Consider the following 20,929-nt stretch of genomic DNA (forward strand, 5'->3'; position numbering starts at 1 on the left):
GTTATTTATACTATTTATCTAATAGTGAATTATGGTTAATTGTTTTTTTTCTTACAGTATGACGTAAACAATAAGGCAAAAAGAATAAACTTAATGCAGTCATAATAGCCGTGGCAATTAATACAACAAAAAAGGCATTTTCAAAGGCTAAATTTGCTTGAGATATCACAAGAGAAGCCACATCATTTGGTAATTTTTCTGCCACAATAAGAGCCTCATCTAAACTGTCATAGGCTGCATCATTGATAGCTAATGAGTCAGGTAGTACGAGTTTTAAGGTGTACACTGTACTCATCAAACTGCCCATAAATGTCACTCCAATCACGCTCCCTAGCTCATAAGCCACATCTTCAATGGAGGCCGCCATTCCTGCTTGTTTATCAGCGACACTTAACATAATGGATGTCGATGCGGTGGTAAAAATAATACCTAAACCAAAGCCGATTAAAAATAAGCTACCAATTAACACCATTGGCGATGTTGTTTGATAAACGGCAATTAACCACAGATTTCCTATCAAAGTAAGCATAAATCCAGCAATAATTAAGCGAATTTCCCCTAGTCGTGTTAAAAAATAGCCCGCTAAAGGGGATGCCAACACAGAGCCAATTGGAATAGGTAAGATCACTAATGCTGCATTTAAAGGGGTAAAACCCGCAACAAGCTGTAAACGCTGGCTAAGTAGTAATTCAATGCCCACAATGATCACCATAGAAAGCACTGCCATTAAAATCCCGATACTAAAAAAGCGGTTTTTAAATAACCCAAAATCAATCATCGGGTGAGTTTGTTTACGTTGGCGCAAGGTAAATAGTGTGAGAAAAATTACCGCAATTACACCTGTAATAGTGACTTCAATCCACTGTGTATAAGGTTTTCCTAGTTCTTTTAAAGCATAAATAGCGCTGATTAAACCGATTAGGATCAGTACTGAGCTTAAATAATCAATTTTATGGTTACCATGTCCAGCAAACTTAGGAATAAGCCAAATCGAAAATGGTAATACCAAAAGCACAATAGGGACGTTAATTAAGAAGACAGAGCCCCACCAAAAATGTTCAAGCAACATCCCACCAATTAAAGGCCCTAAAGCCGCACCGCCAGAAGCAACCGCAGACCAAATGCCAATCGCAATAGCGCGTTCTTGCGAGTCGCTAAAGACTTGGCGCACTATTGACAGAGTAGCTGGCATACTCATTGCGGCTCCAATTGCTAAAAAACCACGAGAGGCAATTAAGGTCGTTGCGGTGGGTGAAAATGCTGCACACAAAGAAGCGAGAGCGAATAGCGGTAACCCACAAATAAAGAGTGTTTTATGGCCAATCCTGTCTGTGAGCATACCCGCTGCAGGTAGTAATCCAGCAACAATTAACGGGTAAGCATTCATTATCCATAATTTTTCTGATGCACTGGCGTTTAAATCATGAGTTAAACGTGGCAATGCGGTATAAAGCACTGTGACATCAACAACAATGAGAAACAGCATACTCGATACCAAAAGTAGTACTATCCAACGTTTATAATCTTTTATCATAGAAATCTCAGTTATTTTTATGTGTATTATTTTTACTAACGGCTACAATATAAATCCATACGGTCGTATTGAAAAGAGGTTTTTTTATGGGACGGCAAAGAACGATTGATAGAGAAAAATTATTAGAAGCGATCTTCGATATCGTTATGGAACAAGGTGCTGCCGCACTGACGATTGATACTGTTGCAAAAAAAATGGGGATCTCTAAAGGGGGTGTTCAATACTGTTTTAGCAGTAAAGAGGCGATGATTGATGCCATGTTTGAACACTGGGAAGGTCACTATGAAGCGCAGTTTCAAAAGAGTGTTGAAAACGATAACTCGCCAGAAAATCGTGTTGCTGCACATATTCATGCGACCCATAATCATGACAAAGTCGCTTTTGCCAAAGGTGCGAGTTTGATGGCGGCATTGTTACAGACGCCTGAGTATCTACAAAGTACCAAAGAGTGGTATCAACAGCGATTGGCGGGATTAGATACAACAACGGAGGTTGGAAAACGTGCACGATTGGCATTTTTAGCGACAGAAGGCACCTTTTTATTGCGTTATTTTGGACTAATGGATATTGATGATAACGAATGGCAATCTATCTTTGAAGATATTGATTCAGAGTTGCTTGAACAAGAGAAAAAACAATAAAAAAGCATGTTGCTAATAATAAAAACAACATGCTTTTTATTGAAGACAATATGGCTAAATGGAATTAGTAATACATAGCAATGAGTTTATTATCGAGCTCTTTAACGTCAACGGGGGTATCGAAAATATCCTCGATAATATCGGCTTTCATGATCTCTTTTGGTGAACCATGATAATACAGCTGTCCATTACGCATGGCTAAAATATAGTCTGAATAGACTGAAGCAAAATTAATATCATGAATAACGATAATAATGGTTTTTCCTAATTCATCTGCGGCTTTTCGCAGAAGTTTCATCATGATTACCGCATGTTTCATATCAAGATTATTCAGTGGTTCATCAAGCATGACATATTCTGTATCTTGGCATAGCACCATCGCAACATAGGTACGTTGACGTTGTCCGCCTGATAACTCATCTAGATAGCGATGACGAAATTCAGTCAAATTTAAAAAGGCTAATGACTCATCAATGACTTTTTTATCGTCGAGTGTTAACCGCCCTTTGCTGTAAGGATAACGCCCAAAGCCAACTAATTCTTCTACGGTTAAACGGCTGACGAACTGGTTTTCTTGGCGCAGTATTGAGAGGTTTTTTGCCAGCACATCACTATCTGTTGCCGCAACATCCATACCATTAACACTGACCATGCCACTTTCAGGAAGCAATAAACGCCCAATAACAGAAAGTAGTGTGGATTTACCCGCGCCATTAGGACCAATGATCGAAGTAATACCGCCACGTTGAATGGTTGTTGTAATATTATCGAGAACGGTTATATCTTGATAATGCTTTGATATCTTACTGATTTCAATCATATTAAAGTCTTCTTAACACCAAATAGATAAAGAACATCCCACCAACAAACTCAATCACAACAGAAAGTGTTCCTGTCATTTTTAAGCCATATTCTAAAACCAGTTGCCCACCGATTAAGGCAATAGTACCTAGTAGGAAGGCAACAGGCATTAAGAAACGGTGTTGGCTACTGCCACTGATATGGTAAGCAAGGTTAGCGACAATTAAACCTAAGAAGGTTAACGGGCCGACTAAAGCGGTCGAAACAGCCACTAAGACAGAAATGAGTAACAGAATATAAGTGGTCTGTTTGCGGTAATTAATACCGAGGTTAATCGCATTCGCTTGGCCTAATGCCATTACATCAAAGCTATAGCGCATACGCCAAAGTAAAACACCGACGACAACGATAATGGCTAAAGCGCAAAAGATAAGATCAGGGGTTGCACGGGTGAAAGTGGCAAACATGCGACCTTGTAAAATGGAGAACTCATTAGGATCCATCAAACGTTGTAATAGTGTGGCTGAACTACGAAATAACGTACCTAAGATGATCCCAATTATCAGGACTAAATTGATGTTAAAACGTACCGAGCTAAACAACCAACGATAAAGTACAACCGAAAATAGCACCAACAATGTTGATTCTAAAAAGAATTTTGATAAGTTCAACATCCATGATGCAGGCATATCGCCTTCAAAAAAGACAAATACGGTTTGTAGCAATACAAACAGGGCTTCTAACCCCATAAGTGATGGTGTCAAAATACGGTTATTTGCAATAGTTTGGAACAATATTGTTGAAACACCCGCGGCAAAAGCCACTACAATCATGGTGAGAATAATGTAAGCACGATGAGTCAAAATATAAGAGATATTGCCGTTTAGGTTTATCGTCATAAATAACACAATAGATAATAACGATACCCCTAATAATAACCAGATACGTGACATGGGCGAAAGGCGCGTTTTCTTATGTTCGGCAGCGCCAGTACATTTGCTAATTATGGATGAATTAACTTTTTGCATAACGTTGCTGCTTTAGTAGTAAAAAAAGGAAAATAACGGCACCCACCGCGCCTAAAATAACACTGGCAGGAATTTCAAATGGGTAGCGAATAAGTCGGCCAATGACATCACATAATAAAACAATCGCACCACCACTTAAGCAAACCCAAGGGATGGTTTTGCGGATATTATCCCCCATCACTAAGCTCACCAGATTGGGCACAATCAAACCAAGGAAAGGCAATGCACCAACAACAGACACCACAACACCACTAATCAGTGCAATAATCGATAATCCTATTATCATCACTTTGCGGTAATTCAGCCCCACGTTAATGGAGAACTCTCGTCCCATTCCGGCAACAGTAAAACTATCTGCAACCCAACACGCCATGATTGCTAGAGCACCAACAAGCCATAACAGCTCATAACGACCTTGTAGCACACTTGAGAAATCACCACTTGTCCATGCATCTAATGATTGCAGTAAATCGAAATACACCGCTAAGAAGATGGTAAGTGCGCCAATAACCGCACTAAGCATAATGCCGACCAAAGGCACTATCAGTGTTGTTTTTAAGGTGATCTTTTGCAGCAACAACATAAACAACAATGTACCAAGAAGGGCAAAAACAGTTGCGACCATCATTTTGGTGAAGATGCCTGCCGCTGGAAAGAGCAGCATGACGACTAATAATCCAAGACTTGCAGATTGCGTTGTTCCGGCAAGAGAAGGTTCGACAAAGCGGTTTTGGGTAAGCAGTTGCATAATCAATCCTGCAACACTAATGGCACCACCGGCGAGTAATAATGATAGCGTTCTTGGAACACGGCTGATAAAGAAGATATCGCGCATATCGGGATCAGTAAAAAGCGAAGCAGGAGTAATATCTCCTGCGCCGATGAATAGACTGATCATTGAGAGGATAGCGATACCCCCTATCCCCAATGATAAATGGAACGTTTTCATTCAGTTACTTTATTTTTTTGATCCAAGGCTTGATTAATTGTATCCATTAAACGAGAGTAAGTTTGGATCCCGCCGGAGATATAAATGGAACTTGCATCAAGATAGATAACTTGGTCTTTGTTCCAAGCATTTACTTTTCTAACTAGTGCATTATCAAGAACTTGTTGAGCTGGTTGTGAATCTTCACGACCAATGGCTGCATCACGGTCAATGACAAACAGCCAATCTGGGTTAAGTTTTAACAGTAATTCAGAGTTGACGATGTTGCCGTGTGAACCAGGGCTATCAAAAACATAAGCGGGTTCAAAACCTAATACGTCGTAGATAAAGCCAAAGCGAGAGCTTGGGCCATAAGCTGAAATTTTACCGCCACTGACTAAAACCACCATTGCTTTACCTGCGTCTGGTGTTTTGGCTTTTACGGTATCAATTTTGCTATTGAAATCAGCCAGTAATTTTTTAGCTTGTTCTTCTTTGCCAAAAATTTGACCTAATGTTGTGGTGCGTTCAGCAAGACTTTCAACGAAACGCTTCGGATCGATATCCATTGAAATCGCAGGTGCAATTTCACTTAATTTTGCATATGCATCACGAGCACGGCTACCACTTAAAATTAAATCAGGCGCTGTTGTGCTGAGCTTTTCATAGTTTGGCTCGAATAAAGCACCTTCATTGATATAGTCGTTCGGATTGGTGTATTTCTCTAAGAATTTTGGTAAATGAACATTCGTTTGTGGAATGCCAACAATAGAAACACCTAATGCATCAATAATATCAAGGGTTTCCATATTCATCACAACCACTTTTTGCGGGTGTGCAGGGATTTCAGTTGTTCCTTGGAAATGTTCAATCGTGAGAGTTTGTTTCTCCGCTGATTGTGCTGTTGATGCGTCTTGAGCGTTATCACAACCTGCGATAACAAGTGAAGAAAGCAGTAAAAACAGTGGGCTTAATGACTTTTTAAACATTCTCTTTCCCATATTGTTGCAACACGAAATAACACGGATCTTTACAGCAGTGGCTTAAATGTCGATCCACAAAGAAGGCGATAATACCATCAAAAACATAAAGAGTAATGATACTAATTCACATTCTCATAATAATAAAGGATTAACTTGACTAAAATGGCGAAATTTTGTGAGAGATCATTAAAGGAAAATAAAGAACAAATTTTGTGACGTGAAAGAACTCTTAAGATTATTTGCTCAATTTGTGAAGAGTGTCAAAAGAGTAGGTCAAGGAGAGACAATTCTGAACCACTAAGAAATATCGTTAGCCAGTATCATTGCGTATACTTCATTCAAGCAGAAACAATCCTTATTTTAATCTTACTTCGGTTTCTGTACTGACACAGTAATGAATGCACAAGAGAAAGCCTTGTTATCTCTAGGGTAAATCGTTGCCAACTCAAGAGGGTTTTATGCAAAAGAAATATATTTACTTATTTTGTTCTGCTGGCATGTCAACATCTCTTCTCGTGACCAAAATGCGAGCACAAGCAGAAAAATATCAAGTGCCTGTGGTTATTGAAGCATTTCCTGAAACCTTAGCGGCACAAAAAGGACAGGATGCGGATCTAATTTTACTTGGTCCACAAATTAGTTGGATGTTGCCTGATATCCAAAAATTACTCCCGAATAAACCGGTCGAAGTGATCGACTCTCTGTTATATGGAAAAGTAGATGGCTTAGGCGTGTTAAAAGCCGCTGTCGCCTCTATTAAAAAAGCATCTGCAACAACAAATTAATTTTATTTTTTTATTATTTAATTTTTTATTCCAGTCAAAGAGCGAATTTTTCAGCAAGCCGAGTAATTAGCGGCATTTTAAGGGTATTTTTCTATGAGTAAGTTCATTGGTTCACTTGAAAAGGTACTCCTTCCTTTTGCGGTTAAAATTGGAAAGCAACCTCACGTTAATGCGATTAAAAATGGTTTTATTCGTTTAATGCCGTTAACCCTTGCAGGGGCAATGTTTGTACTTATCAATAACGTCTTTCTTAGTTTTGGTGAGGGCTCCTTTTTTTATTCTTTAGGTATCCGCCTTGATGCATCAACAATAGAAACACTCAATAGTTTTAAAGCCATTGGGGGGAATGTCTATAACGGAACATTGGGTATCATGTCATTAATGACACCCTTTTTTATCGGTATGGGATTAGCCGAAGAGCGAAAGGTCGATCCTATCGCCGCGGGGTTACTCTCTATCGCCGCGTTTATGACTGTCACACCTTATAATGCTGGGGGAGCGTATGCTGTTGGCGCCAACTGGTTAGGGGGCGCAAATGTTATTTCAGGTATTATTATCGGTCTTGTTGTGGCTGAAATGTTTACCTTTATTGTGCGTCGTAATTGGGTGATCCGCTTACCTGATAGCGTACCAGTTTCTGTTTCACGTTCATTCTCGGCCTTAATCCCTGGTTTTATTATCTTATCTGTTATGGGAATAGTTTCGTGGGGATTAGGACATTATGAGACACATTTCCACCAAGTTATTTTGGACTCTATCTCAACACCTTTAGCCTCGTTAGGTTCTGTAGTGGGTTGGGCGTATGTTATCTTCACATCATTGTTATGGTTCTTTGGTATTCATGGTTCACTAGCGCTGACAGCGCTTGATAGTGGCATTATGACACCATGGGCATTAGAGAATATTGCGATTTATACAGAGTACGGTTCTGTTGAAGCCGCATTAGCGGCAGGTAAGACATTCCATCTCTGGGCCAAACCGATGTTAGACTCCTTTATCTTCTTAGGGGGTACGGGGGCAACGCTGGGGCTGATTCTGGCTATCTTTATCGCATCTCGTCGCGCCGATCATCGCCAAGTGGCAAAACTGGCATTACCAGCAGGTTTATTCCAAATTAATGAACCGATTATTTTTGGTTTGCCTATTATCATGAACCCAGTGATGTTTATTCCCTTTATTCTTATTCAGCCTATTCTTGCCGCAATTACTGTGACGGCTTATTACTTAGGGATAATCCCACCGGTAACAAATATAGCGCCATGGACGATGCCAACAGGATTAGGTGCATTCTTTAACACTAACGGCAGTATCGCAGCACTGTTATTAGCGCTGTTTAACTTGGGTGTAGCAACACTGATTTATCTTCCTTTCGTGATTATTTCAAATAAAGCTCAAACTGAAATTGAAAAAGAAGAAAGTGAAGAAGATATTGCTAACGCGTTGAAATTTTAAGTGATAGAAAATACAAGTGCAGAGGTTTCTCTGCACTTGCCAGTGTCAAAGAGGAAATATGATGTTAGATATTGAAAATGTCGTTGATAGCAGTGCAACCGATGATGAATTTGAAGAGATCATTATGGGGCTTATCATTAACTCAGGCCAAGCTCGTAGTGTGGCTTATGGCGCATTAAAAAAAGCCAAAGAAGGCGATTTTGAAGGCGCTAGAAAGTTAATGGAACAATCTCGTGAAGCATTAAATGAAGCACATAAAATACAGACTCGTTTAATTGGTGATGACCAAGGTGTAGGAAAAACGAAAGTCAGTTTAGTATTAGTTCACGCGCAAGATCATTTAATGACATCAATGTTAGCCAGAGAGTTAGTGACAGAATTAATCGAGTTACATGAGAAGATAAAATAAGATGAATATTGTGGTGGAGTCATTGAGAGCACCAAGCGAAATACGCATGGTCTATGAAGATCAGCTATTTAATGGCAAAAACTTTCATGTCTTTATTTATAATAAAACAGAAAGTGTCAGCGGACTGCATCAACATGATTATTATGAATTCACCATTGTTTTAACAGGGCGTTATTATCAAGAGATTAATGGTAAGAAGGTGTTATTAGAGCGAGGAGATTTTGTTTTTATCCCTATAGGCTCTCATCATCAAAGTTTCTATGATTTTGGTGCAACACGTATTTTAAATGTGGGAATTAGTAAGGCCTTTTTTGATAAACATTACTTCTCGTTATTGCCTGCTTATTTTATCGCTTCACAAGTTTATGAATTAAAAAATGAATTTCTTTCCTATATTGAATCCGTTATTGGCTCTTTGAATTTTCGCCATACGGAATTTAATGAATTTATTGAAATTGTCACCTTTAATGTGGTGAACAGATTACGACACCATCGAGATAATCGTATTGAAGATGATATTCCTTTATGGCTAAGAGATACCGTAAGCGAGATGCATGACAAACAAAAATTTGGTGAAAATGCATTGGTTAATATGGTGATGTTATCAGGGAAATCACAAGAATATTTAACCCGAGCAACTCGGCGTTATTACGATAAAACACCAATGCAAATTATTCATGATATTCGAATTAATTTTGCGAAAAAGCAATTGGAAATTACAAACTATTCGATAACAGATATTGCCTTTGATGCGGGTTACAGTAGTCCTAGTTTATTTATTAAGACATTTAAGAAAATAACTTCGCTAACCCCAAATAGTTATCGAAAAAATTTATGTAGTATTAAAGAAACAAACTAATTCATTATTGGGCGTAATAAATTAATCAACAATAAAGATTAAATTTATTAAAAATAAAAGAGAAAGAAGAAAATAAGCTTATTTTCTTTATGGCTCTTTACGCCTTAATTTTGCCATTAATACACAAATAACAGCATGATTACGCTGTATGGGAGTGTTTTATGAGTCATAAATTAAAAGTTGTTACCATTGGTGGCGGAAGCAGTTATACACCTGAGTTATTAGAAGGTTTTATTAAACGTTATCATGAACTGCCGATCACTGAATTATGGTTGGTGGATGTAGAAGAAGGAAAAGAGAAGCTCGAGATTATTTTTGAGCTTTGCCAACGCATGGTAAAAAAGGCGGGTATTCCTTTAACCATTTATAAAACCCTTAATCGTCGTGAAGCGTTAAAAGATGCTGATTTTGTCACAACACAATTGCGTGTTGGTCAATTGAAAGCAAGAGAACTTGATGAATCTATTCCGTTAAGTCACGGCTATTTAGGACAAGAAACCAATGGTGCGGGCGGGTTATTTAAAGGGCTACGCACGATCCCTGTTATTTTCGATATTATTAAAGATGTTGAAGAAATTTGCCCTAATGCGTGGATCATCAACTTTACCAATCCAGCAGGCATGGTAACAGAAGCGGTTTATCGTCATACCAACTTTAAGAAATTTATTGGGGTTTGTAATATCCCAATTGGTATGAAGATGTTTATTACAGATGTTCTTAAGTTAACAGATAAAGATGAACTCTCCATTGATTTATTTGGCTTAAATCACATGGTGTTTATTAAAGACGTTATTGTAAATGGCCAGTCTCGTTTCCCTGAATTATTAGACGGTGTTGCTTCAGGCACATTAACTGCTGGCTCTGTGAAGAACATTTTTGACCTACCCTTTAGTGAGGGATTGATCCGCTCTCTTAATCTGTTGCCATGCTCTTATTTGTTGTATTACTTCAAGCAAAAAGAGATGTTAGCTATTGAAATGGGCGAATACTATAAAGGTGGTGCTCGCGCTAAAGTAGTACAAAAAGTCGAAAAGCAACTGTTTGAATTGTATAAAAATCCTGATTTGAATATCAAACCGAAAGAGTTGGAATTACGTGGAGGGGCTTATTATTCGGATGCGGCCTGTGAAGTGATTAATGCTATTTATAATGATAAACAAGCTGAGCATTATGTGAATATTCCTCATCATGGTCATGTCGATAATATTCCAGCAGATTGGTCAATTGAAGTGACCGCGATTTTAGGGCGAGATGGTGCTAAACCTCATCCACGTTTAACACATTTTGATGAAAAAGTGATGGGATTAATTCATACCATTAAAGCCTTTGAAATCGCGGCCAGCAAAGCGGCTATTAGTGGTGAATTAAATGATGCTTTATTAGCAATGAATTTAACGCCATTAGTACTTTCAGATAAAGATTCAGAAGTGCTTACGCGCGAAATGTTATTAGCACATAAAGCGCATCTACCTAATTTTGCTAAAACAATTGCTGAGTTAGAAAAAGCCGCTCATTAATTGTCGGTAGATAAAAATAAGTAATAAGGAGACAGAATGGCTGGTTTATTAATTGTGAATGCAGATGATTTCGGACTGAGTAAAGGCCAAAACTACGGCATTGTAGAGTGTTTTCGTCATGGAGTGGTTAGTTCAACAACGGCACTTGTCAACGTTGAAGGAATTAAACATGCAGCACAATTGTGCCATGAGTTACCCGGTCTGGGTGTTGGGCTTCATTTTACTTTGACGATGGGTAAGCCGCTGTCTCCTTTACCTTCTTTAACGCGTGAAGGTGTACTAGGGAAATGGGTATGGCAAATGGCAGAAGAGGGCAATTTACCGCTGGATGAAATTCGAGTTGAACTTGACGCACAATATCAGCGTTTTATTGAGATCTTTGGTCGTGAGCCTGACCATATTGATAGCCACCATCATGTACATATGTTTAAGCAAGTTTTTCCTATCGTGGCGGAGTTTGCCAAAGAAAAATCGCTACCGATACGGGTTGATAGACCGTTAGCGCAAAAAGAAGGGATTGATACCCAAGGTGTGATAAGTAGTGATGGTTTTGATAGTCAATTTTATGGAGATGAAATCACTCAAGCTTTATTTTTAAAGGTGCTTGATGAGTCGAAAGCGCGTCATGAGCACTCTATTGAAGTGATGACACATCCAGCTTTTGTGGATAATCCATTACGTGCGAGTGGTTATTGTTTTCAGCGCTTAATGGAACTTGAAGTGTTAACAGATATGACGTTAAAACAAGCGATTATTGAACGAGGTTATCAATTGGGAACGTATCAAGATTTAATGAAATGATTTGGAATGTGATTTGGATGATTGATGTCTGTGTTATTCCCTGGTGTGGGTCTTTTTGAGTTATTTTGCCTCTGTTTGTTATAACGCAGAGGCGTTTTTGTTTTTACCACTGTAGAAATCAAAAACGATAACCAATATTGCTGATAAGTGCATAACTTGGATAACTTTTCCCTGCCATTTTAAAGTAACTGCCTTCATAGCCTAAAGTAAGTGTAATATTTTGTGGTGATGTAAATGTGATACCGGTTCCCCAACTGACAGATTTAGATGAATTATCTTTATTTATATTTTCTTTGGTTTGATAACTTATTCCACTGGCACCAATTGTGGCATAGAGATCAATAAAAGATGTTAGAGCATAAGCAGGTCCTAAAGCGATAGAAACATAACGTAACCTGCCATTATCTGATAATGATTGATTCGATAAAGTTCCTGCAAGTTGTATTGAGATTTTTTTATTAGCTGCCGGTAATGCTTGAATTCTCATATTAATCCCATTTGCTGTGGGTAAATCTTTCACTTTAATATAAGCATAACCAATAGAATATAAAGGACGATCACTTTTAGCATAAGTGAAAGAAGTAAAAAGTAATGTAGAAGAGAATAGTGATAATAATATTTTTTTCATAAGAATAATGAATTTAATAATAATCAAAATAAGAAAAAAGCACATATTATAAAAATAATATGTGCTTTTTTTATTAGAATCGATAACCGATATTAGCGATAAATCCATCCATGACAATTTTACTATCGCTCAACTTATCAAGTTTATAGCGGCTATTTTCATAGCCAAGTGAAATAGAAACCATTTCGGCAGGATTAATGATCAAGCCAGCTCCCCAGCTAAATGCATTTTTCTTGATTTTTTCGTTGAGATCCACACCTTTAATATTCTTCATCTCAATTTGGCTAATCCCTGCGGCACCATAAACACTTAGGTAATCATTTAAGCGTAGAGTAGGGCCTGCCATAACAGAATAATAGCGAGTATCTACATCTTTTAAGAACTGTTTAACAGGTTTATCTAAATCGTAATCTTTTTGTGCGTATGAACCTGTGATAAGAACACCGAGTTGTTGATTAAGTTCTTGGCGTAACGAAATTGTGCCACCATGCATCGGTTTTTGGCCTTCCATTTTGAGTTGTGCGTAACCCGCTGAAAGTGTTGTTTTGCCAAGGTTAAAATCTTCTTGAGCATAAACAGAAGATGCAGCTAATAAACTAGATATAAATAAAGTTGATAGTAATTTGGTTTTCATAGTTATATCCCATAATTAAAATAATAAGAACGCATTATTAAGCGATCAAATTATAATAACGAGTCCATTTCTAATGGAATAAAAAATAGCACAAGGATTTAAATATGGTTGTTTTATTAAAGTGCCTTATTAATTATTATCAATATTATATAAATAATAATATATATGCGGTGTAAATCATCATAAAAATAAATAAGAATTAAGATAAAGGCTCTCTAAATAATAATAGAGAGCCTTTTTAGGTTTATTTTAGTCCTAAATCACTTTGTAGACTAATGACTTGATTTTGTAAATTTTCTAATTCAAGCTGTTTTTCCATCACTGATTTTGATGGGTTGTTTTGTGCTGCTTTCATTTGCTTATCAATTTCATTGATCTGCTTTTGAATATCATTTTGCCCTTTGGTTTTTTGGCGAATTTGATTTAACAGATTATTCATTGATTGACTTAATGCACGTTGACTAGCTTGTTTACTTTTTAGATCTGCATTGGTCTGTTGTTTTTCTTTCTCAATGGCAGCAAGAACGGCTTTAAACTCGGTGTTTAATGCTTGTTCGTTACCTAAAATCGCTTTTTTTTGTTCAATACGATTGTCATAAGTCCCTGAATAATTACAGTTAAATTTAGTAATTATACTGACATCACCCGTTGTCGGATCACAATCCGCGGGATTGGTGACACATCCACTTAAAAGTAAGCTCATGCCAATAAGGGAAAGAGGTAAAAATTTCATTATCATCCTTTTTAACGTTAACTAAGTCTTATTGCTGTGCGTTGAGTATAAAGACTATCAAGCTCTTCTTGTAAAGAGGCAACTTGTTGCTTCATCCCATCGATTTGTTTATCAAGCTGTGCGGTTTTTAAGCCATCTTGACGACTTTGAGCAGCGATATCACGCCATTCACCTTCACGTTTTTTCATATCAGCTAAGCGCGAACGAAGCGCTGCAATATTGGCATCAATACCTTTGAGTTGTTTCTCTGCGGCGTCTTTATTTAAACGTTGTTGTTTCATCTCTTGCTGAATTTTAGCGATGGCTTTTTTATCATCAGCAATAACGGCTTTCGCTGTGTTAGAAGCATTTTGTAAGCGCTGATTTTCATTTTGAATATCAGCAATCATGGAATTGAGCATCTCTTCTTTTGTCGCGTAATTTTGGCGTTTATTGTCTAAATAGGCATTGGCACCAATACCAACACCACAACCCGCGACAGCAGCAATGAGCATACATGCGCCTTTATTGCTGGAATTTGAAACTAAGCAGCCTAATGCACCAATCGCGGCACCCCCCGCACAGGCTGTAATACCTGATTTGCTGAAAAACTCCATATCACTGTTATTTTTCAAACGAGGATCAGTACCGTTATTACTTTGGCACCCTGATAAGGCAAGTAAAGCACTAATGCTAAGTACCGCCATAAGTTGTTTATTCATACCACACCTATCCCAAAGTCTCTGTTATTGTTTTTTACACGCTTCAAGCCATTCATTCCGTGAAACTTTACCGTTAGCCCAATATCCTTGAAGTCCTTGCATATACGTTGAAAGGTACGTATTTAAATTTGATTTACCTCTGGCCTCCATCAATTGGCGTACAACGTCAATTTGCGGTTTTACTAAAGAGGCGTCGTATGTTGTTGCCATATCCACTAACGTGTCAGCGTAATAGCTCACAACAAAGTCGAGGGTTTTCTTATGTTCGTTGACTTGTTCTTGACGTCGTTCACAAGTGGCATCTTTAGTGCCAGCAGGGCAGTTTTTTTCATGTAATGCGATTAATCGGTCGTAGAACTCGCCATCATCTTTTAATTTGGTACACAAAAAAGCACCTAATTGCAGTGAAGTACGGATAGCTTGATCACGTTGCTCATCACGCAGTTGTGCATTAGCCCGTAATGTATTTTTTAATTCAGCTAACTGTTTTTTCAATGCTTCATCTTGCACTTGAGTTGAGAGTGTATTCAGGCTATTAATGGAATTATCGCTATTGGATTTCGATTTATTATTTGCTGGTTTCTCATTACCTAATTGCTGCCACTCTTTTTCTATCTCTTTGATTTTGTCGCGTGATGTTAATGCTGGGGCAACAATGGCTAAACGAAAGCCTGTGTATTTGTTTTTATTTGCACCAGTGTCAGTGTAATAAGGCTCTTCTTGACGCCATGAACTGCGTATATCACTCTCCGGCGTGAGATAACTACCGCCACGTACAATAAATCCACCTGCTTGCCCATGTAAGCGGTCGAGTTTATTTAATCTAAAAGGCTCAAACATCATTTCAGCGACATTACCCAACATATCATGTAAGCCTAATGGATTGGGTGATAATAAACCGGTGAGTTGTAATGAGCCATTAGCAGATTGGCTGCCTGCTGACCAAATATAATTTTTGGTACCTTCTGGCATTGGAAAACGCACATCACGAAACTCGGAGGCTGAGACTTTTAGGCCACCACGCGCTGCGAACTCCCATTCTGTTTCTGTCGGTAATCGTGCAAAACCTTTTGCGCCATCTTCAACGGGTAATGCCTCTGGATGTTTGCTTCTTAACCATTGGTTATATTGGTCTGCAAATTGCATCGCTTCGTACCAACTAATATTCACTTTTGGTAAACGTAATTTATTTGAAGCGACAGGGCACTCTTTATTGTTAATCACGCTCTGCATGGCGTTATATTGCAGATCGGTAACGGGGTATTTTGCCATAAGGTAGTAACGGCCTTTTTCTTTGCCTTTTAGTGGAAAGCTACCCGCGATATGTTCAGCTCGTGATTGTTCTAAATACCCCCATTCATCACCTTCTTGCCCTAAAGTCACGCTGTAGTCTTGTAAAGGCTGACTGAGAGGGATAGTCACTTGGCGAAATACCATTGAACCTTCACAAGGGAAAGGCAAGATCACATCATCAGGCAACGCTTTTGGGTTAACGAATTTATCGTCCCATTTGGCAGATACGGTAAAACTGCTAGATAACAGCGCAAATGATAAAGTTAAAAGCGATAAATTAAATTTCACGTAAGCTCTCCGCAGGTTCAATCGAAACGGCACGTAATGCGCCAATACTTGCCACTACTAAGGCCACAAGTAAGGCGCTACACATGGCGATCAATAAATCCCAAAACGTTAACTGACAAACAAAAGCTTGTTCAGGTAAATGGGTGCCTAATAATGTGGTAAATAAGGTGCTACCAATGCCATAAAGCCCAAGGGCTAAAATAAAGGCAACGCTCGTTAATAGCAGCGCTTGCAATACAATATATAAAGAAACAGCAAATTGACGAAAACCTAATAGGCGAAGGACTGCCATGTCTTTGCGTTTACGATCAATATTGGCAAGAAAGGCGCCAATTAATGAGGCAATACAACCTAATAGTGAGACCCAAGCAATAACAGAGAAAATAACGTTAAGGACATAACTGATCGCTTTTACAGACTCTATTTGGCTTTTTTGTGTTATTACATCAATGTGTTGTTGCCTAAACCAATCATCTAATGGTGTGATGGCATCTAAATTTGTGGCGTAAAGGCGAGCTTTAGCAAACTGGGTTCTTGGTTTTGACTCAACTCCTTGTGTAATACCAAAAAGAGGCGCCTGATAACCATCTCGGTAATCTTCCATTGCGACTAAAACATCAAGAGAAACAAAGGCCGCCGCTCTTGAAAATTTGCTATCACTGATAATGGCGCCGACAGTAAAGGTGCGTTTGGCCCGTTCATTAACGCCATTAAGCTTACGGCTGATAAATAAGCGCACTCTATCGCCTACATTTGCCTGTAGCTTTTGTGCTGCATTGGCAGAAAGGACTAAAGTGTCTGCATTTTGGGGAATAGCTACACCTTCTAATAAAGGATCGTTGTCTGCCGTCGGGATAACTTCAGCGTTATCAATAAAATGCTGCCCATCAATTACAATATCGGCTTGTGTGTTTAAGCTACGTGTTAATGGGATAACAAAACGGACTTCTTCTTTTTGCGCAATTTCATCAAACCAGCTTTGTGGATAATTACCATTGCCCAACATCCGTATTTCAAGGTTACGAGGATCATTTAGCAGTTGATTATGAAGCTGCGTTACAATGCCATTCTTTAATCCAAACAGCAGTAGCAGTGGGGCAATGACTGAGACCAAAGAAAACACAATACATAATGCGACTTTGCGATCGTAAATTAAGTCGCGCCAAGCGAGTGAGCTAAGTAACCCTAGGCGATTAGGATTGGCACTATTGTTTGATAAAGACACTACCGCCTCCTTCGAGTTGCGCGTGATAGTGGCTAAATCCAAAACGCTCGACTAAAGACCAATCGTGACTAACAACCAGCGCAGAAATTTCCAGTTGCTTTACCATCTCTACAATGAGTGCATACAGCGCTTGTGCATTATGGGGATCAAGGGCTGCTGTAGGTTCATCAGCAAGTAATAAAGCGGGCTCATGAGCGATTGCGCGAATAAATGCTGCGCGTTGGCGCTCACCAATAGAGAGTTGGCGAGGAAGACGAGTTAACAATGGGCGTAATTGCAGATGGTCAATGGCGTGATCAAGCCAAGCGGAGTGTGGCGGTAATTCCAGCATTTTGCGAGGTAATTGAATATTTTGCATGACGGTTAAAAAGGGAAGCAATCCGCCACTTTGGAGCATAAAACCCAATTTTTCGGCACGCAATGATGCGAGTTGTGCCTGCTCATTACTCAACACCGCTTGTGTGATAATGACATCATCACCGAGTTGGAAATGGGTTAATTTATCAGGACGTAAGATTAACCCGATCATTTCTAGTAAGGTGCTTTTACCACAACCACTTAATCCTGTTAGCGCGCCAATTTCCCCTTTTTTAAGGGTCAATGAAGGAAGCGCAACACGAAAACCGTGTTGCGCATCACCACGCGTAATTGCCATGTCTTCAATCTGGATCATTAAGGCAGGTTTTCCAGTGGGACAGGATAAACGTGATCGCGCGGATCGCTTTGTGGTGCGAGGGATATCCAACGATCAACATCTTCGTTATAGCGTTGATAATATTGCAACTTGGTATTGAGTCGGCGGATAAACTTCTCTTGCTCAAGGCCATCCCAGCTTTTCCATGTCTCTTCATCTAAGCCTAAAACTTCACTTAAATAAGGGAGATTTTCGATATATTCACCGAGTAAGCCCATTTCACCTAATTTGGTTGCCGAACCCTGTTTGATTTGATTAGGATCGTTACCCATTGTGGCAGCAATCGAGCGTAAATCTGCAAACATATTGTCAGGTGAGATCAAACCTTCATTAGCCGCATTAACGATTTTTTTCATCACGTCACTTAAATCGCTAAGCTCACTTTTGGTCAGTAACACTTGTACTTCTGTGGTTGGGATATTTTGCTGTAATAAGTCACGATCACTTATCCATGCTTTAAAGACCGGAGGCGCTTTTGTACCTTGTTTTTCACCTAAATACGCTAAACGCATGGCATAGCCTAAATCGTGTGCATCACTAAGTAAGGTGTCAGTCTCTTTATCTTTGCCATAAGTAGGATCAGCATTTAATGCACTTCCCACAGTAGCTTCACCACGATAAGCGGTTTGAATTTGCGTGGTGACAGCAGTTGCTAAACTGTCTACCATACGACCAAAACTATTTACATCTCCTGAGTTGATAGGGTAGTAAAGCGATTTGTGTAAGAACGGATTCAGCGTTAATGCTTCATATTGCGTTTGTGCTGAAGCATGATTTTTTGCACCTGACGGGGTTTTTAAATGCAGGGTATAAAGTGCAACACCACGATAAGCGGCTTCTTGGCGAATTTGTTCAGCATCGAGTTTAGTGGATGACAGAGGATCATCGCCCGTTAATGCGCCCGCGTCGGTGATTAAAATAACGTAACGCGCACCAAAACGAGTCCAATCAACATCATCAAGGGCTTGCATAACACCAGCATATGCATCTTCATCAAAACGACTACTTGAGACTTTTGCTTGACGCAATTCTTTTACTTTATTCAGGAAATCAGGGCCATCTTTTACGTCATTGGGGTTTACAAACATTTTGCTATCGTATTCCAATGCGGGAACGGCTTTGATATTAGAGCGAAACGCCACTAAACCAAATTTTACCTTATCCAACATATTGTCTTTTTCGATTTGAGTATAAACTTTCTGAATCGCTTCTTTGGTTCTATCAATGTAAGGGTCCATTGATATTGTTGAGTCGATAACAAACACGACAGCCGCAGAAAAACCTTGCATCATATTGTCAGCATCTTTGCTATCTGGCGTTGCTGGTTTTGTATTGTTTGCGGTTGCATTTGTATTCTGTGCGTCTTTGCTGTCTTTGGTTTGTGAAGAGACCGATGCCACATTAAGCACTCGCACTTTATAGCCCGCGTCAGTAAAGACTTCATCTGAGCCTAGTACAGGTAACAGATAAAAATTACTTTTCTGATCAATCATATAATCGGGCTCTTTAGCTAAAATAGCCGGATTGACTTTTTGATTTTTGATATCAGCTAAAAAAGGTTGATACTGTTTTTCGGGAGTAGGGCTTTCAAGTAAGCCTTCAACCGTTTGCTTATCTTTGAAAAACAGCATTGGGTTACGACCCGCAGGGTTAGTAAATGCGAGTGTTAACTGCATTTTCCATTCAGATGTGCAGCTTGCATTCATCCAACCGCTAATATGTCCCAAGCTATCAGGGCCGACTTGTAACCACTCATTGGTGCCTTGTTTTTGACGTTGATAAACATAAAAACGGCTAAATGCGGGTTGTTCTTTACCTGCTGCACCAATTGTGTCTGCCACTTGGCAACCTGGGTAGGTTAATACACGCTGATAGAGCGTCTTTTTCCCCTCTTGTAATAGCGGTTTTTTCTCTTCAGCACTGGCAGGTGCTGTTAGAATTAAACCGCTGAGAATAAGTGTCAGCCAATGCGCCTTTTTCATGTGACTTTCCTATTTTTTCAAAGCTTCAAGACGCGCTTTTGCGTCACTGTTTTGTGGATCATGATTTAAAACTGCTTCGTACCAATAAATAGCGGTCTCTTTGTCTGCACTAAAGCAACCTTGTGCTGATGCGGTTTCTGGATCGTATTCACGAGCATAATTTAGTGCGATTTCAACATCACCTGATTGCGCTTTATATGCATATAAACGCTGAGCAACATCACATTGATTGTTCTGTTTTGCGAGTGAGATCGTTGCGAGGATAGTTTTGCTATCTGGTTGGCTCTGTATGCAACTTTGTACAAAAGCGAGCGCCGTACCTGATTTCATATTTTCAACACTACACACACTTGGTGTTGATGGCGCTGATATCGGTTGTGGTGCTGGTTCACCTGCTGGATTGCCTCTTAGTAAGAAGAACCACGTTAAGATACCCGCTAAAATTAAGATCAGGATAATTGCTAAAATTAAACCAATTTTAGATTTTTTCGGTGCAGGTGGTGTCGGTCGTTGTGGCGGTTCATCTAGCTTAATTTCAGGAATAATCGGCTCAGGCTCTTTGATTGCTTCAGGCTTCGGCTCTGGTGGTGTTTCGACAATCGGAGCGGGTGGAACGGCTTGAGTATCTAATGTTGCCGTTGATTTTAATGCTTCACTTTGACCTTGTGCTTGAGAAGCTAATACACCATCACGAATACGTAATCGACCGATATCTTGTGTTTCATTATCGTCTTTTAACGTAAATTGATACGCCATTTGTAAGTTGCTAACGAGGGGATCAACTAACGTTTTATCAAGAACGATTTGATAACCGTCATCAGCATCTTCAAGAGACAGCTGGTGGAAAAAGGCATTACCTACCCACTCCCCTTTATCATTTAAGAAATAGCGATCTTGGTTGCGCTGAATGCTTAAATAAACAGGGGAAGCGTCACCTTCCCAATTACGAATACTTAATACCGCAAAGCCAGGACGAGCAGGTTGTACGGGTTTTAATTCTGGATTAAACACGA

Annotated in this window: 21 protein-coding genes; 7 read left to right on the forward strand and 14 right to left on the reverse strand. The window is 39.2% G+C overall.

Annotation, left to right across the window (positions count from 1 at the left end):
• Positions 1 to 10: 10 nt before the first annotated feature.
• The gene (locus GWI59_RS03295; RefSeq protein WP_161723967.1) at positions 11 to 1,534 is read right to left on the reverse strand and encodes an MFS transporter; all 1,524 of its coding nucleotides are present in this window, start codon (positions 1,532 to 1,534) and stop codon (positions 11 to 13) included.
• Between the two features lie 86 nt (positions 1,535 to 1,620).
• On the opposite strand from GWI59_RS03295, the gene GWI59_RS03300 reads away from it, so the two are divergent.
• Entirely contained in the window at positions 1,621 to 2,175 is a 555-nt protein-coding gene (locus GWI59_RS03300) for a TetR/AcrR family transcriptional regulator (RefSeq protein WP_161723969.1), read from the forward strand.
• A gap of 64 nt (positions 2,176 to 2,239) precedes the next feature.
• Here GWI59_RS03300 and GWI59_RS03305 read toward each other — a convergent pair whose 3' ends face one another.
• The 4 genes from GWI59_RS03305 to GWI59_RS03320 are packed head-to-tail and all read right to left on the reverse strand — an operon-like array spanning position 2,240 to position 5,921.
• Positions 2,240 to 2,995, reverse strand: coding sequence for an iron ABC transporter ATP-binding protein (locus tag GWI59_RS03305; protein ID WP_006534486.1), 756 nt, complete (start codon positions 2,993 to 2,995; stop codon positions 2,240 to 2,242).
• A gap of 1 nt (position 2,996) precedes the next feature.
• Entirely contained in the window at positions 2,997 to 4,004 is a 1,008-nt protein-coding gene (locus GWI59_RS03310) for an iron chelate uptake ABC transporter family permease subunit (RefSeq protein WP_161723972.1), read from the reverse strand.
• Entirely contained in the window at positions 3,991 to 4,953 is a 963-nt protein-coding gene (locus GWI59_RS03315) for an ABC transporter permease (protein ID WP_109399155.1), read from the reverse strand. The genes GWI59_RS03310 and GWI59_RS03315 overlap by 14 nt, the downstream gene beginning before the upstream one ends.
• Positions 4,950 to 5,921, reverse strand: coding sequence for a siderophore ABC transporter substrate-binding protein (locus GWI59_RS03320; RefSeq protein ID WP_109848025.1), 972 nt, complete (start codon positions 5,919 to 5,921; stop codon positions 4,950 to 4,952). The genes GWI59_RS03315 and GWI59_RS03320 overlap by 4 nt, the downstream gene beginning before the upstream one ends.
• Positions 5,922 to 6,373: 452 nt before the next feature.
• Between GWI59_RS03320 and GWI59_RS03325 the strand changes: the two genes are divergently transcribed.
• From GWI59_RS03325 to chbG, 6 genes are all read left to right on the forward strand, one after another.
• A complete protein-coding gene (locus GWI59_RS03325) occupies positions 6,374 to 6,700 on the forward strand; it encodes a PTS sugar transporter subunit IIB (protein ID WP_006534491.1) in 327 nt (108 codons plus the stop codon).
• Between the two features lie 93 nt (positions 6,701 to 6,793).
• Positions 6,794 to 8,152, forward strand: a complete 1,359-nt coding sequence (chbC, locus tag GWI59_RS03330) for a PTS N,N'-diacetylchitobiose transporter subunit IIC (RefSeq protein WP_006534492.1) — start codon at positions 6,794 to 6,796, stop codon at positions 8,150 to 8,152.
• Positions 8,153 to 8,213: 61 nt separating this feature from the next.
• Entirely contained in the window at positions 8,214 to 8,561 is a 348-nt protein-coding gene (gene chbA, locus GWI59_RS03335) for a PTS N,N'-diacetylchitobiose transporter subunit IIA (RefSeq protein ID WP_072065055.1), read from the forward strand.
• Position 8,562: 1 nt separating this feature from the next.
• On the forward strand, positions 8,563 to 9,420 hold the full coding sequence (gene chbR, locus GWI59_RS03340) for a transcriptional regulator ChbR (protein WP_072064957.1): 858 nt from the start codon (positions 8,563 to 8,565) through the stop codon (positions 9,418 to 9,420).
• Between the two features lie 161 nt (positions 9,421 to 9,581).
• Complete coding sequence (locus GWI59_RS03345) at positions 9,582 to 10,937, forward strand: 6-phospho-beta-glucosidase (protein WP_006534496.1); 1,356 nt, start codon at positions 9,582 to 9,584, stop codon at positions 10,935 to 10,937.
• 36 nt (positions 10,938 to 10,973) lie between these two features.
• Positions 10,974 to 11,738, forward strand: coding sequence for a chitin disaccharide deacetylase (chbG, locus tag GWI59_RS03350; RefSeq protein WP_161723974.1), 765 nt, complete (start codon positions 10,974 to 10,976; stop codon positions 11,736 to 11,738).
• A 118-nt stretch (positions 11,739 to 11,856) separates the two neighbouring features.
• Here the strand turns inward: chbG and GWI59_RS03355 are convergent, their stop codons facing one another.
• The 9 genes from GWI59_RS03355 to GWI59_RS03395 all read right to left on the reverse strand — a co-directional run bounded on the left by GWI59_RS03355 (position 11,857) and on the right by GWI59_RS03395 (position 20,927).
• A complete protein-coding gene (locus GWI59_RS03355; protein WP_157955981.1) occupies positions 11,857 to 12,366 on the reverse strand; it encodes an outer membrane beta-barrel protein in 510 nt (169 codons plus the stop codon).
• A gap of 73 nt (positions 12,367 to 12,439) precedes the next feature.
• Positions 12,440 to 13,000, reverse strand: a complete 561-nt coding sequence (locus tag GWI59_RS03360; RefSeq protein ID WP_161723976.1) for an Ail/Lom family outer membrane beta-barrel protein — start codon at positions 12,998 to 13,000, stop codon at positions 12,440 to 12,442.
• Between the two features lie 244 nt (positions 13,001 to 13,244).
• Positions 13,245 to 13,733, reverse strand: a complete 489-nt coding sequence (locus GWI59_RS03365) for a hypothetical protein (protein ID WP_237612096.1) — start codon at positions 13,731 to 13,733, stop codon at positions 13,245 to 13,247.
• A 17-nt stretch (positions 13,734 to 13,750) separates the two neighbouring features.
• Entirely contained in the window at positions 13,751 to 14,434 is a 684-nt protein-coding gene (locus GWI59_RS03370) for a hypothetical protein (RefSeq protein ID WP_006534503.1), read from the reverse strand.
• Positions 14,435 to 14,458: 24 nt separating this feature from the next.
• Positions 14,459 to 16,015 carry an SUMF1/EgtB/PvdO family nonheme iron enzyme gene (locus tag GWI59_RS03375; RefSeq protein WP_161706151.1) on the reverse strand — a complete coding sequence of 519 codons (1,557 nt, stop codon included), beginning with the start codon at positions 16,013 to 16,015 and terminating at the stop codon, positions 14,459 to 14,461.
• On the reverse strand, positions 16,005 to 17,240 hold the full coding sequence (locus tag GWI59_RS03380) for an ABC transporter permease (RefSeq protein WP_109848020.1): 1,236 nt from the start codon (positions 17,238 to 17,240) through the stop codon (positions 16,005 to 16,007). Before GWI59_RS03380 ends, GWI59_RS03375 begins: the two co-directional genes overlap by 11 nt.
• Complete coding sequence (locus GWI59_RS03385) at positions 17,221 to 17,913, reverse strand: ABC transporter ATP-binding protein (RefSeq protein ID WP_161723978.1); 693 nt, start codon at positions 17,911 to 17,913, stop codon at positions 17,221 to 17,223. The genes GWI59_RS03380 and GWI59_RS03385 overlap by 20 nt, the downstream gene beginning before the upstream one ends.
• Positions 17,913 to 19,916: a vWA domain-containing protein gene (locus tag GWI59_RS03390; RefSeq protein ID WP_109848018.1), complete on the reverse strand. Its 2,004-nt coding sequence runs from the start codon at positions 19,914 to 19,916 to the stop codon at positions 17,913 to 17,915. Before GWI59_RS03390 ends, GWI59_RS03385 begins: the two co-directional genes overlap by 1 nt.
• A gap of 9 nt (positions 19,917 to 19,925) precedes the next feature.
• Positions 19,926 to 20,927, reverse strand: coding sequence for a hypothetical protein (locus tag GWI59_RS03395; RefSeq protein WP_006534512.1), 1,002 nt, complete (start codon positions 20,925 to 20,927; stop codon positions 19,926 to 19,928).
• Positions 20,928 to 20,929 lie beyond the last annotated feature (2 nt).

Origin of the sequence: Proteus sp. G2673 (assembly GCF_009915125.1) — a bacterium.
Taxonomy (GTDB): Bacteria; Pseudomonadota; Gammaproteobacteria; order Enterobacterales; family Enterobacteriaceae; genus Proteus; species Proteus penneri.

Coding starts and splice junctions, on each gene's coding strand:
- GWI59_RS03360 (WP_161723976.1), bottom strand. CDS start 13,000: ATGAAAACCAAATTACTATCAACTTTATTTATATCTAGTTTATTAGCT.
- chbA (WP_072065055.1), top strand. CDS start 8,214: ATGTTAGATATTGAAAATGTCGTTGATAGCAGTGCAACCGATGATGAA.
- chbR (WP_072064957.1), top strand. CDS start 8,563: ATGAATATTGTGGTGGAGTCATTGAGAGCACCAAGCGAAATACGCATG.
- chbC (WP_006534492.1), top strand. CDS start 6,794: ATGAGTAAGTTCATTGGTTCACTTGAAAAGGTACTCCTTCCTTTTGCG.
- GWI59_RS03320 (WP_109848025.1), bottom strand. CDS start 5,921: ATGTTTAAAAAGTCATTAAGCCCACTGTTTTTACTGCTTTCTTCACTT.
- GWI59_RS03385 (WP_161723978.1), bottom strand. CDS start 17,913: ATGATCCAGATTGAAGACATGGCAATTACGCGTGGTGATGCGCAACAC.
- GWI59_RS03390 (WP_109848018.1), bottom strand. CDS start 19,916: ATGAAAAAGGCGCATTGGCTGACACTTATTCTCAGCGGTTTAATTCTA.
- GWI59_RS03325 (WP_006534491.1), top strand. CDS start 6,374: ATGCAAAAGAAATATATTTACTTATTTTGTTCTGCTGGCATGTCAACA.
- GWI59_RS03310 (WP_161723972.1), bottom strand. CDS start 4,004: ATGCAAAAAGTTAATTCATCCATAATTAGCAAATGTACTGGCGCTGCC.
- GWI59_RS03300 (WP_161723969.1), top strand. CDS start 1,621: ATGGGACGGCAAAGAACGATTGATAGAGAAAAATTATTAGAAGCGATC.
- GWI59_RS03355 (WP_157955981.1), bottom strand. CDS start 12,366: ATGAAAAAAATATTATTATCACTATTCTCTTCTACATTACTTTTTACT.
- GWI59_RS03305 (WP_006534486.1), bottom strand. CDS start 2,995: ATGATTGAAATCAGTAAGATATCAAAGCATTATCAAGATATAACCGTT.
- GWI59_RS03295 (WP_161723967.1), bottom strand. CDS start 1,534: ATGATAAAAGATTATAAACGTTGGATAGTACTACTTTTGGTATCGAGT.
- chbG (WP_161723974.1), top strand. CDS start 10,974: ATGGCTGGTTTATTAATTGTGAATGCAGATGATTTCGGACTGAGTAAA.
- GWI59_RS03315 (WP_109399155.1), bottom strand. CDS start 4,953: ATGAAAACGTTCCATTTATCATTGGGGATAGGGGGTATCGCTATCCTC.
- GWI59_RS03345 (WP_006534496.1), top strand. CDS start 9,582: ATGAGTCATAAATTAAAAGTTGTTACCATTGGTGGCGGAAGCAGTTAT.
- GWI59_RS03370 (WP_006534503.1), bottom strand. CDS start 14,434: ATGAATAAACAACTTATGGCGGTACTTAGCATTAGTGCTTTACTTGCC.
- GWI59_RS03365 (WP_237612096.1), bottom strand. CDS start 13,733: ATGAAATTTTTACCTCTTTCCCTTATTGGCATGAGCTTACTTTTAAGT.